This is a genomic window from Halomonas sp. DN3 (genome assembly GCF_024137905.1).
Lineage (GTDB): Bacteria > Pseudomonadota > Gammaproteobacteria > Pseudomonadales > Halomonadaceae > Halomonas > Halomonas litopenaei.
Genome location: NZ_CP099965.1, coordinates 2,985,229 through 2,997,206, shown reverse-complemented (window position 1 = coordinate 2,997,206; position 11,978 = coordinate 2,985,229). Strand labels below are relative to the sequence as shown.

Annotated in this window: 11 protein-coding genes and 1 tRNA gene; 3 read left to right on the top strand and 9 right to left on the bottom strand. The window is 65.3% G+C overall.

Features of this window, described 5'->3' with window-relative positions; translation table 11 throughout:
• Positions 1–70 precede the first annotated feature (70 nt).
• The 9 genes from NKF27_RS12955 to NKF27_RS12915 all read right to left on the bottom strand — a co-directional run bounded on the left by NKF27_RS12955 (position 71) and on the right by NKF27_RS12915 (position 8,383).
• The gene (locus NKF27_RS12955) at positions 71–787 is read right to left on the bottom strand and encodes a DUF4336 domain-containing protein (protein ID WP_253552155.1); all 717 of its coding nucleotides are present in this window, start codon (positions 785–787) and stop codon (positions 71–73) included.
• Positions 788–937: 150 nt separating this feature from the next.
• Entirely contained in the window at positions 938–2,029 is a 1,092-nt protein-coding gene (gene ychF / locus NKF27_RS12950; RefSeq protein ID WP_045995168.1) for a redox-regulated ATPase YchF, read from the bottom strand.
• A 116-nt stretch (positions 2,030–2,145) separates the two neighbouring features.
• A complete protein-coding gene (pth, locus tag NKF27_RS12945) occupies positions 2,146–2,730 on the bottom strand; it encodes an aminoacyl-tRNA hydrolase (RefSeq protein ID WP_108132918.1) in 585 nt (194 codons plus the stop codon).
• A gap of 126 nt (positions 2,731–2,856) precedes the next feature.
• Positions 2,857–3,558, bottom strand: a complete 702-nt coding sequence (locus NKF27_RS12940) for a 50S ribosomal protein L25/general stress protein Ctc (RefSeq protein WP_045995166.1) — start codon at positions 3,556–3,558, stop codon at positions 2,857–2,859.
• A gap of 106 nt (positions 3,559–3,664) precedes the next feature.
• Positions 3,665–4,606, bottom strand: a complete 942-nt coding sequence (locus NKF27_RS12935) for a ribose-phosphate pyrophosphokinase (protein ID WP_181248623.1) — start codon at positions 4,604–4,606, stop codon at positions 3,665–3,667.
• Positions 4,607–4,678: 72 nt separating this feature from the next.
• A tRNA-Gln gene (locus NKF27_RS12930) sits at positions 4,679–4,753 on the bottom strand.
• A gap of 14 nt (positions 4,754–4,767) precedes the next feature.
• On the bottom strand, positions 4,768–5,661 hold the full coding sequence (gene ispE, locus NKF27_RS12925) for a 4-(cytidine 5'-diphospho)-2-C-methyl-D-erythritol kinase (protein WP_253552153.1): 894 nt from the start codon (positions 5,659–5,661) through the stop codon (positions 4,768–4,770).
• Positions 5,662–5,960: 299 nt separating this feature from the next.
• Positions 5,961–6,575: a lipoprotein insertase outer membrane protein LolB gene (gene lolB, locus NKF27_RS12920; RefSeq protein ID WP_253552151.1), complete on the bottom strand. Its 615-nt coding sequence runs from the start codon at positions 6,573–6,575 to the stop codon at positions 5,961–5,963.
• A gap of 59 nt (positions 6,576–6,634) precedes the next feature.
• Complete coding sequence (locus tag NKF27_RS12915; RefSeq protein ID WP_253552149.1) at positions 6,635–8,383, bottom strand: tetratricopeptide repeat protein; 1,749 nt, start codon at positions 8,381–8,383, stop codon at positions 6,635–6,637.
• A 168-nt stretch (positions 8,384–8,551) separates the two neighbouring features.
• Between NKF27_RS12915 and hemA the strand changes: the two genes are divergently transcribed.
• The 3 genes from hemA to prmC are packed head-to-tail and all read left to right on the top strand — an operon-like array spanning position 8,552 to position 11,842.
• Entirely contained in the window at positions 8,552–9,817 is a 1,266-nt protein-coding gene (gene hemA, locus NKF27_RS12910) for a glutamyl-tRNA reductase (RefSeq protein WP_253552147.1), read from the top strand.
• A gap of 55 nt (positions 9,818–9,872) precedes the next feature.
• Positions 9,873–10,964 (top strand): peptide chain release factor 1, encoded by a 1,092-nt coding sequence (prfA, locus tag NKF27_RS12905; RefSeq protein ID WP_222569715.1) that lies wholly within the window; start codon positions 9,873–9,875, stop codon positions 10,962–10,964.
• Positions 10,964–11,842, top strand: a complete 879-nt coding sequence (prmC, locus tag NKF27_RS12900; RefSeq protein WP_253552145.1) for a peptide chain release factor N(5)-glutamine methyltransferase — start codon at positions 10,964–10,966, stop codon at positions 11,840–11,842. The genes prfA and prmC overlap by 1 nt, the downstream gene beginning before the upstream one ends.
• Positions 11,843–11,978 lie beyond the last annotated feature (136 nt).

Here is an 11,978-nt window from a genome sequence, read left to right as displayed (position 1 = left end):
TGCGTTCAGAACCTGCCTCAATGTTATACAAACATTATGCACTGTATGCAAACAGTGCCATGCTTGGCCCTTACTCCTTCAACCAGCGAAAAGCGCGCGCGAGAAAGTCGCTGGCGTCATGCTCGATGATCTCGCCGTGGGCCATGATGATCCGAGCGGGGCGCCAGGAGAGCAGGGTGCGTAGATGTTCACTCGCCAGGTAGCGTCGGCCGAGGAAGCTCAGTCGCCACTCCAGCGGCATCCTGCCATCCGGTGCCAGGATGCCCGAGAGCCTGGCCAGTCGACGCTGCCAGGGCGTCAGGGAAGCGGGGGGGAGATTGCCGATCAGATCGGCGACGATCAGGCTGCGGCTGGAACGATGCAGGAACACCGCTTCCTGCATGCGCGATGAGCCGGTGAACAGACACTGGTCGATATCGTCACCCCAGTAGCGGTTGGGAGTGCCATCCAGGGTGCTTTCGAACACCAGGTCGCCGCGCTTGGCGATGACTTCCCGGGTGCCGAAACTGCGAGCCATCGGGTAGGCCATCTGCCATTCGCGCATGAACAGGTGGTGACAATGGTTGGGGGCGATCAGGAAGTGTACCTGGCCCAACTCGTCGAGGGCATCACGCAGTGGCTCGGTCAGCGGAACGGGGCTGTGGACCCACAGCCGGTTGCCGCTCAGGCGTACCACCACCATGCGTGTCGGATAGGGCAGCAGCTTGCCACTGATGACGGGCCCATCCGCTAACCATAGCTCAGGCGCCGTTGCCTTGAGCGGTGGAGAATCATTCGAGAGTGTCACGCTATTGTTCCTGCGCTTGATGACATCTCTCGAATATAACCTCTTTGCGATAGAGTTGCTGCATGTGACTGGCATGTAAGCGACAACACCGAGGCATGCCTCGGTGTTGACACAGGAAACGTGATGTTACGTCGGACGCTGCGGTGAGCCTCAGACGTTGAAGCGGAAGTGCACCACGTCGCCGTCCTTGAGCACGTAGTCCTTGCCTTCCAGGCGCCACTTGCCGGCGTCCTTGGCACCCTGCTCGCCGTTCAGGCTGACGAAGTCGTCATAGGCCACCACTTCGGCGCGGATGAAGCCTTTCTGGAAGTCGGTGTGGATGACGCCGGCGCCTTCCGGGGCGGTGGCGCCGACCTTGACGGTCCAGGCACGCACTTCCTTGACCCCTGCGGTGAAGTAGGTCTGCAGACCCAGCAGGGCGTAGCCGGCGCGGATCACCCGGTCGAGGCCGGGCTCTTCCATGCCCATCTCGGCCAGGAACATCTCGCGTTCCTCGTCATCGAGTTCGGCGATCTCGGCTTCCAGCTGGTTGCACACGGGAACCACCACGGCGCCCTCGGCCTCGGCGATGCCCTTGACCACGTCGAGGTAGGGGTTGTTGTCGAAGCCGTCCTCGTTGACGTTGGCGATGTACATGGTCGGCTTCAGGGTCAAAAAGCCGAAGCTCTTGATCTGCTTCTTCTCGTCGTCGCTCAGATCGAAGCTGCGCAGCGGCTGGCCTTCGGCCAGGTGTGGCTGGATCTTGTCGAGCACCGCCTTGGTGGCAATGGCGTCCTTGTCGCCGCCCTTGACCACGCGAACCAGGCGCTGGATGGCCTTCTCAACGGTGTCGAGGTCGGCCAGGGCCAGCTCCAGGTTGATGGTCTCGATATCCGCCGCCGGGTCGACCTGGTTGGCCACGTGGATGACGTTGTCGTTGTCGAAGCAGCGCACCACGTGGGCGATGGCCTGGGTCTCGCGAATATTGGCGAGGAACTGGTTGCCGAGACCTTCACCCTTGGAGGCACCGGCGACCAGGCCGGCGATATCGACGAATTCCATGGTGGTGGGCACCACCTTCTCCGGCTTGACGATCTCGGCGAGCTTGTCGAGGCGCGGGTCCGGCATGGGGACGATGCCGACATTGGGCTCGATGGTGCAGAACGGGAAGTTCTCGGCATCGATGCCGGACTTGGTCAGGGCGTTGAAGAGGGTGGACTTGCCGACGTTGGGCAGACCAACGATGCCGCAGTTGAATCCCATGGGTGGTTCCTGAAGGCGTGAAGTGAAAGAAGTCGGCGCACAGTGTATGACGTCGGGCCAGGCGGGGACAGCCCGGGCGGTGCAACCACCTGCTGTCCCTGTTGGCGCCCGCCGGGTCAGGCAGAGTGGCTGTGCAGGCGGTTCATGGCCTTGGCCCAGTCGCCGGATAGCGCCTGGGGCAAAGTCGCCAGGCACTCGATCAGGGCGCCGTCGATGGCCTCGCGCTCGGTCTTGCCGGGGCGGCCCAGCACGTAGTTGGTGACCAGCTTGGCGCTGCCGGGATGACCGATGCCGATGCGCGCACGATGGAAGGACTTGTCGTTGCCCAGGGCGCTGATGATGTCGCGCAGGCCATTGTGGCCGCCGTGGCCGCCGCCCTGCTTGTAGCGCGCGCTGCCGGGGGGCAGGTCGAGCTCGTCGTGGGCGATGAGCATCTCGTCGGGGGCCAGCTTGAAGAAGTTGGCCAGCGCCGCCACCGAGGCACCGGAGCGGTTCATGTAGGTGGTCGGCACCAGCAGGTGCAGGTCGCTGCCTTCGACAAAGGCCTTGGCGTAGAGGCCGAGAAACTTCTTCTCCGGGCGCAGCTCGGCGCTGGACTGACGCGCGACTTCCTCCACCAGCCAGGCGCCGGCGTTGTGACGCGTCGCCTCGTACTGGGTGCCAGGGTTGGCAAGGCCGATCAGCGCCTTGATCCTTGTCATGGTGGTCTCTCCGGTCAGCGGTGCGGGGCAAGCGCTTTGCTCAGGGCCTTGGCGACGAGGCCATGGGCAAAGCCCTCGGAAACGAAAAGGGCCACCGCAGTGGCCCCTGAATCCGGCAGAAAAGGATTACTCCTTGTCGCCTTCTTCGTCTTCGTCCTTGGCTTCGTCCTTCGCTTCCTCGGCAGCTTCTTCGCTGGCCTCGGCGGCGGCGGCTTCTTCCTCGGCGATTTCTTCCTCGGACTGCATGACCTTGGCCTTGGTCACGTTGACGATGGCCTGGTCGTGCTCTTCACCGTGGCTCAGCTCGACGATGGTCACGCCAGCCGGAACCTTGAGGTCGGACAGGTGCAGGGTGCTGCCGATCTCGAGGTCAGCGATGTTGACCTCGAGGTAGTCGGGCAGGTCCTTCGGCAGGCAGCTGATCTCGACTTCGTTGGCCAGCTGGTGCAGTTCACCGTCCTGCTCCTTGATGGCCTTGGACTCGTCCTGACCGACCACGTGCAGCGGAACGCGCATGGTGATCTCGTGAGTCGCATCGACGCGCAGGAAGTCGGCGTGGGTCACCAGCGGCTTGTACGGGTGGCGCTGAAGGTCACGCACCACGACCTGCTGGGACTTGCCGTCAACCTCAAGGTTGATGACGGAAGAGAAGAAGGCTTCGTCTTCCAGCGCCTTGTAGAACGCAGTCTTGTCGACGGCGATCGGCTGCGGCGTCTTTTCACCACCGTAGATGATGGCGGGGACTTGCTGGTTCGCACGACGCAGGCGGCGGCTCGCACCTTTCCCCAGGTCGTTACGAACATTGGCGGTAAGTTTGTAGTCAGACATGAAATTGCCTCTTGGCTAAAGTAAGGAAGCCACCGAGCCCGCGACCAGACCTCGGTGGTTCCAGATGCCCCGGTTGTCGGGGCGCGTTTCCCGCGCGATATGTCGCTTAGTGGAACATCGCGCTGACGGATTCCTCGTTGCTGACGCGGCGGATCGCTTCGGCGATCAGGCCGGCCACGCTGAGCTGGCGGATACGTCCGCTGCGACGCGCGGTGTCGGACAGCGGGATGGTGTCGGCCACCACCACTTCGTCCAGCACCGACTCGGAGATGTTGTCCACCGCAGGGCCCGACAGGATCGGGTGGGTGGCGTAGGCGACCACGCGCTTGGCGCCGTGTTCCTTGAGCGCTTCGCCCGCCTTGCACAGGGTGCCGGCGGTATCGATCATGTCGTCCACCACCACACAGGTGCGGTCCTGGATATCACCGATGATGTGCATCACCTGGGCCTGGTTGGCCTGGGGACGACGCTTGTCGATGATCGCCAGGTCAGCGTTGAGCTGCTTGGCGATGGCACGGGCGCGGACCACGCCGCCGACATCGGGAGAGACCACGACCAGGTCGTCGTAGTTCTGACGCTCGATGTCGTCGAGCAGGATCGGCGAGCCGTAGACGTTGTCCACGGGTACGTCGAAGAAGCCCTGGATCTGGTCGGCGTGCAGGTCCATGGTCATGACCCGGTCGACGCCGGCCTTGACCATCATGTCGGCCACGATCTTGGCCGAGATCGGCACCCGGGCGGAGCGCACGCGGCGATCCTGGCGGGCGTAGCCGAAGTAGGGCACCACCGCAGTGATACGGGTGGCCGAGGCCCGGCGCAGGGCGTCAACCATCAGGATCAGTTCCATCAGGTTGTCGTTGGTCGGTGCACAGGTGGACTGCAGGATAAAGACATCCTTGCCGCGCACGTTCTCGTTGATCTCGACCGCGACCTCGCCATCGCTGAACTGGCCGACCGTGGCATTACCCAGTCGGCTGTCCAGGCTCTCGGCGACCTTACGGGCGAGTTCGGGGTTGGCATTCCCGGCGAAAACCATCAATTTTGACACGCGCAGCCACCTTTGCTGTGTTGGGTCTTCAGTGTGAGCCTGGGGGAGTGAGTCCAGGACTCAGAAGGAAGTTGGCTGGGGTAGGAGGATTCGAACCTCCGCATGGCGATACCAAAAACCGCTGCCTTACCGCTTGGCTATACCCCAGCATACGTCCTGCCTCACGCGGGCAGGGCGTCGAGGAGAGGCGATCGATTCAGGCCCAGGGCCTTGAAGGCGTGCCAGGTCGGCTGTTGGCATCGGACATCGTCCAGCAACTGGACGGCCTCGGCCTCCGACTCCAGACGGGCAAAAACGCACGCGCCGGTACCCGTCAACATTGACGGCGCCCGGGCGTTGAGCCAGTCCAAGGCACGAGCCACCTCAGCATAGGCTTGCCTGACGGTGTCCTCGCAATCGTTGCGCCAGCTTGACGCTCCCCCCTTGAGTGCGCGCGCCATGGTAATGGCGGGGGTGTCCCGTGTCAATTCCGGCGCAGTGAACACGGCGGGGGTGGAGACCGCCACACCCGGGTGCACGACCACGAACCAGGGGGTGTCGAGTGCCACCGCGACAAGGCGCTCGCCGACGCCTTCCGCCCAGGCGGCCAGGCCGTGGACGAATACCGGCACATCGGCGCCCAGCGTCAGGCCCAGTTCGGCCAGACGCCGGGTCGTCAGTCCCAGGCCCCACAGATGATTCAGCCCGACCAGCACGCTGGCGGCGTCGCTGCTGCCTCCCCCCAGACCACCACCCATGGGCAGGCGCTTGGTGACGCCTAGATCGGCACCGAGCGCGCAGCCGGTCTCGCGCTTGAGCAGGTCGGCGGCCCGCCATAGCAGGTTGGCCTCGCGGGGTACGCCCTCGAGACGGTCGGTCAGGGTTATCTCACCGTCCTGGCGCAGGCGCAGGTGGATATCGTCACCGTGGTCGAGGAACTGGAACAGCGTCTGCAGCTCGTGGTAGCCGTCGTCGCGACGGCCGACGATATGCAGCATGCGATTGAGCTTGGCCGGCGCCGGCAACGTCAGGGTCTGCTGCGCGCTGGCATCGGAAGAGAAAGAGGTGTCGGGCATGGGGGAGTCTATAAAGGGTGCTGTCCAGGGATCGGCTGACCGAAGTGATGGCGTTCGGTGACTGGGGGCGGCGCCAGCCATCGATGGCTGGGATCGATGAAGGCTCTCGTTGCTTCTCTCTATAGGGCTTTCGCTGCTTCTCTTCTATAGGCTATAGGGCTTTCGCTCCACAGGGCTTTCGCTGCTTCTCTCTATAGGGAGCTTGCTGCAAGGAGCGCGTCGACAGGGGGCAGAGGGCGATGGTGCTTCATTTTACCCGAGTGACAGGCTCCCGCCACCCGGGGCGGGAGCCTGTGCGACTACTCTTCCAGTGGCTGCCACTGGTTCACCACCAGGGTGGCGCGCAGGTCGTCATAGGTCATCACCAGCCGGTTGGGTAGCCAGGTGCCGTTCACATCCTTCCAGCCGCGGTAGTCGATCTCCCAGCCGTCCTGTTCCAGTGAGGCGGGGAAGCCAAGCTCGTCGTCGGTCATCTCGAAGTCACTGTCGTCGGCGGGCAGGCCGCGTACCCAGTCGGTCAGGCTCGAGACCGGAAGCGACCAGCCCAGGCGCTGTTCCATCAGGGCTTCGGGGCTGTCGGCCTCGAAGCGTCCTTCGCTGGTGGTCAGCGAGACGCGACCGTCACGTCCTTCCAGGGTACTGCGGCCAGCGCCCATGGGGCCGGTGACCAGTAGGCGATAGTGGTAGGGGGTCTGGCGCCAGTCGAGGTTGGCGCTGGTGGATTCCTGGGGGGTGCGCAGGCCGACCTTGCCGGTCAGGTTCCAGGAGGTGAAGGCTTCCACCTGTTCGGTCTGGGCTTCCCAGTCACCGGCCTGGCGCTCCTGGCGCGGCTCGGTGACGCTCTGGGAGGTGGCGCAGCCGGCCAGCAGGCCGAGCCCCAGGGCGGCGGCGGTCAGGCGAAAACAAGACATCATCGCGGGGTCCTTGCGGGTAGTGGTCGTGGTGGTGTCAGAGTGGTCAAGGCGCCGTCGGTTCAAGGCCTGATTTCGGGGCGACGGTCGAGGAGATCGACGATCAGCGGGCGCTCGGGGAAGCGTTGCTGGGCTTCCTGCAGCAGGTCGCGGGCGCGCTGCTTCTGGCCCAGGTCCCACAGCACCTCGATCAGGTGGGCGGCGACCTCCTGGTCGGCGATCTCGCGCCAGGCGCGCTCGATCCAGGGTAGCGCAACCTCCGGTTTGCCCTCACGGTAGGCGACCCAGCCCAGGCTGTCGAGAATGGCGGGATTGTCCGGCGAGAGTTCGTAGGCCCGCTGGATCAGTCGCTTGGCCTCGTCGAGATCATCCGGGTCGCCGGCGTCGGCCAGGGTGTAGCCGAGCGCATTGAGCGCCACGGCGTTGTCGGGCTGCTGTTCGACCAGGGTGCGCAGGTCTTGTTCGGAGGTGTCGAGGTCGCCTTCGCTCCAGGCACGCATGGCGCGGAAGTAGCGCAGGTCGCCGTCCTCGGGGCTGCGCGCCAGCTCGCGGTTGAGCAGTGCCTCGGCATCGGGCTCGAGACCTTGCTGGTCGAGCAGTTGCACTTCGGTGATGACCAGGCCGGTGTAGGCGTCGTCATGGCGCAGCCGTTCGACCCGCAGAAAGGCCCGAGCATCGAGCATGCGGTCGGCCTCGATCAGCATGCTGGCCGCGCGTTGACGCGACAGCAGGAAGTCAGGGCCTGGCGGTACCCGGCGGTAGTAGAGCAGGGCGTTGTCGACCTCGTCTTCCTGTTCGGCGATGCTGCCAAGCAATAGATAGAGGGCGCTGGGTGCCTGGGGATCATCGACCAGCGGCAGCAGCAGTCGGCGGGCAGGGTCGTGGTGGCCTTCTTCCAGGTAGAGCTGGGCCAGGCCGACCCGCAACAGGGGATTGTCGCCACGGGTCTCGAGCAGGGAGTCGGTGCTGCTTTCGGCCGAGACCAGGTTGCCCAGGCGAATGTCGGCCCGTGCCATCAACAAAAGGAAGCGGGGGTCGCCCGGGGAGAGGTTGAGGCCACGCTTGGCCGCCAGGCGGGCCTGGTGGTACTTGCCGGCGTCCAGGGCGATGCGTGATTCGGCGAGAATCCGCTGGGGATTATCGCGACTGTCGCTTCCCAGTGCGGCAATTCGTCGCTGGGCCCCCTCATGATCCCCCTGGGCCGAGTCGGTCAGGGCCAGCGCCAGTTGCAGGTCGTCTTTCCTTGAATCGGTCAGGCCGGGGGCGTCGAGCGCCTGTTCGAGGGTGTCGGCGAGCGCCACCGGCTCGCCGCCGCTGGACAGGGCGGTATCGACGAAGCGGGTGATGTCGGTGTCGTCATCGGCGGCGATCAGCCGCTGCTTCAGGGCTTCGTCCCAGTTGCCGCGTCCACCGGCGAGGTTGCCCAGGATCTGGGCGGCCACCGGCGCCTCGGGCGCCAGCTCCTGCCAGCGGCGCGCGGCGCGTTCGATCAGGGCGGTGTCATCGGTGAAGCGTGAAGTCAGGGTGGCGCGTTCGACCAGGGCAGCGGAGTGATAGCGATCGGCTGCCTTGAGGTAGCCTTCGGTGGCGCGTCGATAGTCGCCCCGCTGACCGGCCATTTCGGCAATCAGCAGCGTCGACAGGCCGTCGGCATCGAGTCCACGGGTGATCGGTGGAGCACCGGCCATGGGGTCAGCCTGTGACGCGCTGCCTGGGCTGTAGGAAAAGCTCTGACAGCCGGCGAGCCACGCCGTCAGTGACAGGGTGGCCAGAGTGCAGGTCAGCTTTCCGTGGCGCGCGTTCGGGGGCATTGAGGCGTCATCTTCTCCATGAGAATTCTCAGCATAACGGCTTGGAGAGTCTTGGCAAAGGTCAATGCCCGGGGGAGCGAGGTCAGAGCTGCCTATGGTAGGATATGCGCCTTGCAGGAGCGGCCTGGTTGGCCGCTCCGGACATCATCTGATGAAGACGTCGAACGCATGACCCTGCTTGCCCTTGGCATCAACCATCGAACCGCGGCCGTCGAGGTGCGCGAAAAGGTGGCCTTTGGCCCCTCGCAACTCACCCAGGCGCTCTCCGAGCTGCGTGCGCTGCCGAGTGTGCATGAGGCTGCGGTGCTGTCGACCTGCAATCGCACCGAGCTTTACTGCGTGACCGAGTCGAGCGGCGAGAGCGAGGTGCTCGACTGGTTGAGCCGGTTTCATGCGTTGCCCCGCGAGGACCTGCTGCACTGCGCCTACCACTATCTGGAAGGTGACGCCGCGCGCCATCTGATGCGTGTCGCCGTGGGTCTGGATTCCATGGTGCTGGGCGAACCCCAGATCCTTGGCCAGCTCAAGGATGCCTACCAGGCGGCCAGGGACGCCAGTGGACTCGGCGGGGAGCTGGAGCGGCTCTTTCAGCATACCTTTGCGGTGGCCAAGCAGGTACGCACCGAGACTGCCATCGGCGAGAACCCTGTCTCGGTGGCCTACGCGGCGGTCAGTCTGGCCAGTCGAATCTTCGACGACTTCTCGCGCGCCAGGGCGCTGTTGATTGGTGCCGGCGAGACCATCGAGCTGGTGGCACGCCACCTGCACGAAGCCGGGGTGCACCAGTTGACGGTAGCCAACCGCACCCGCGAGCGGGCCAGCGCCCTGGCCGGCAGCCTGGGCGGGCAGGCCATCAGCCTCGATGAGATTCCCGTCGCCCTGGAAAAGGCCGATATCGTCATTTCGTCCACCGCAGCGCCCTTGCCGATCCTCGGCAAGGGTATGGTCGAGCGGGCGCTCAAGCGTCGCCGCCACCGCCCGGTGTTCATGGTCGATATCGCCGTGCCGCGGGATATCGAGCCAGAGGTCGGCGAGCTCAGCGACATCTTCCTTTATACCGTCGATGATCTGCATGAGGTCATCGAGGAAAACCGGCGTCACCGCCAGGTGGCGGCGGACCAGGCCGAGGCGCTGATCGAGCACGGCGTGACCCACTGGCACAAGGAGCGCCGGGTGCGCGGCGCCGGCGAGGTGATCCGCGATGTGCGCGCCAAGGGGGAGCGGCTGCGTGATGAGGCCCAGACCCAGGCGCTGGAGCGCCTGGCCAAGGGCGAGGATCCCGAGGCCGTGGTGCGCCGCCTGGCCCACCAGTTGACCAACCGCTTGATGCATCAGCCCACCCTGGCCCTGCGCGGTGCTGCTGCCGATGAGCGTCAGGACCTGCTCGAGGCTGCCGTCGAACTGCTGCTGGGTGAGCCCGAGTCCCGGCGCTAGTCCGGGTCTGGCTTGCCAGCGATGCGCCTTCTTACATGATTTCAAGGATTTGCCGATGAAAGCTTCTCTGCGTGAGCGCCTCGATGCCTTCGTCGACCGCTTCGAGGAACTCTCTGCCCTGTTGTCGGAGCCCGACGTGATCAGCGATCAGCCACGTTTTCGCGACTATTCTCGCGAGTACGCCGAGCTCGAGTCGCTGGTCGACGCCTGGCGCCGCTATCGTGGCGTCGAGGAAGACGTGGCCACCGCAGAGCAGATGGCCGAGGACGCCGACGCCGACATGCGCGAACTCGCCCAGATGGAGCGCGAGGAGGGTGTGGCCAAGCTCGAGGAGCTGGAGGCCGAGCTCAAGCGGCTGCTGGTACCCAAGGACCCCGACGATGGGCGCAATGTCTTTCTCGAGGTGCGCGCGGGAACCGGCGGCGACGAGGCGGCGCTGTTCGCCGGTGACCTGTTTCGCATGTACTCGCGCTACGCCGAGAACCAGGGCTGGAAGGTCGAGGTGGTCAGCGCCAGCCACGGCGAGCAGGGCGGCTACAAGGAAATCATCTCTCGGGTGAAGGGCGAGGGCGTCTACGCCCGGCTCAAGTTCGAGTCCGGTGCCCATCGCGTTCAGCGGGTTCCCGCCACCGAATCCCAGGGCCGCATCCATACCTCGGCCTGCACCGTGGCGGTGATGCCCGAGGCCGATGAGGTCAGCGACATCGACATCAACCCGGCCGACCTGCGGGTCGACACCTTCCGCTCCAGCGGCGCCGGCGGTCAGCACGTCAACACCACCGACTCGGCGATCCGCATCACCCACCTGCCCAGCGGTGTGGTGGTGGAGTGTCAGGAAGAGCGCAGCCAGCACAAGAACAGGGCCAAGGCGATGTCGCTGCTGGCGGCGCGGCTAAAGCAGTCGGCCCAGGACAGCCAGCGCCAGGAACAGGCCGACGCCCGTCGCTCGCTGGTGGGCTCCGGCGATCGCAGCGAGCGCATTCGTACCTACAACTTCCCCCAGGGGCGGGTCACCGATCACCGCATCAACCTGACCCTGTACAAGCTCAACGAAGTGGTCACCGGCGACGGCCTCGATGAGGTCATCGACCCGCTGATCCACGAGTACCAGGCGGAGCAGCTCGCCGCTCTGCAACAGGACGGCTGATGCGCTGTGACGTGCTGATCGCCCGGGCGACCCGCCGCCTCGAGGCCGTCGGCAGCCCGACGCCGCGGCTCGACGCCGAGGTGCTGGCCATGGCGGCGATGAAGGTCGACCGCACCTGGCTCTATACCTGGGGCGACAAGCCCATGGCGACGCTGGCCCGGGCTCGCTTCGAGGCTTGGGTGGCGGCGCGTGCCCAGGGCATGCCGGTGGCCTACCTGACCGGCGAACGCGAATTCTGGGGGCTGGCCCTGGCGACCTCGCCCAGCACCCTGATTCCCCGCCCCGACACCGAGACCCTGGTGGAGGCCGCGCTGGCCCGGGCTGATGCCAAGACCGGTGCCAAGAGTGATGCCCAGAGTGATGCCAAGAGCGGCGCCTTGCTCGACCTGGGCACCGGCACCGGTGCCATCGCCCTGGCGTTTGCCAGCGAGCGCCCCGGCTGGCGGGTCGAGGGCGTCGATCTGTCCCCTGAGGCGGTGGCGCTGGCGCGGCGCAACGCCGAGCGACATGGTCTGGCGGTACGATTTCGCCAGAGCGACTGGTTCGATGCGCTCGATGACGAGCGCTTCGACCTGATCGTGGCCAACCCGCCCTATATCGACCCGCAGGATCCTCATCTGGGGCAGGGCGATGTGCGCTTCGAGCCAAGCTCGGCGCTGGTGGCCGCCGACCATGGCCTGGCCGATCTATTTGCCATCGCCGAGCGCGCCCGGAGCTTCCTCCAGCCGGGCGGCTGGCTGTTGATGGAACACGGCTACGAGCAGGCCGAGCGGGTGCGAGAGCATCTTGAAGCGCTGGGCTATGTTCGCTGCGACAGCGTGCATGACCTGGGGGGCCACCCTCGGGTGACGCTTGGGCAGTGGGGCAGGCAACGTTGAAGCCGGGACTGGAGTCTGTTGGGGGCATGTGATACTGATTATCAGTAAAATGTTTTGCCACCAAGCGATTGGGCGCGAGAGATTGTCGTGAAATGCTTTGCGACCAGGCCTTTTTGGTCGATTCTTTCCCTGCGTG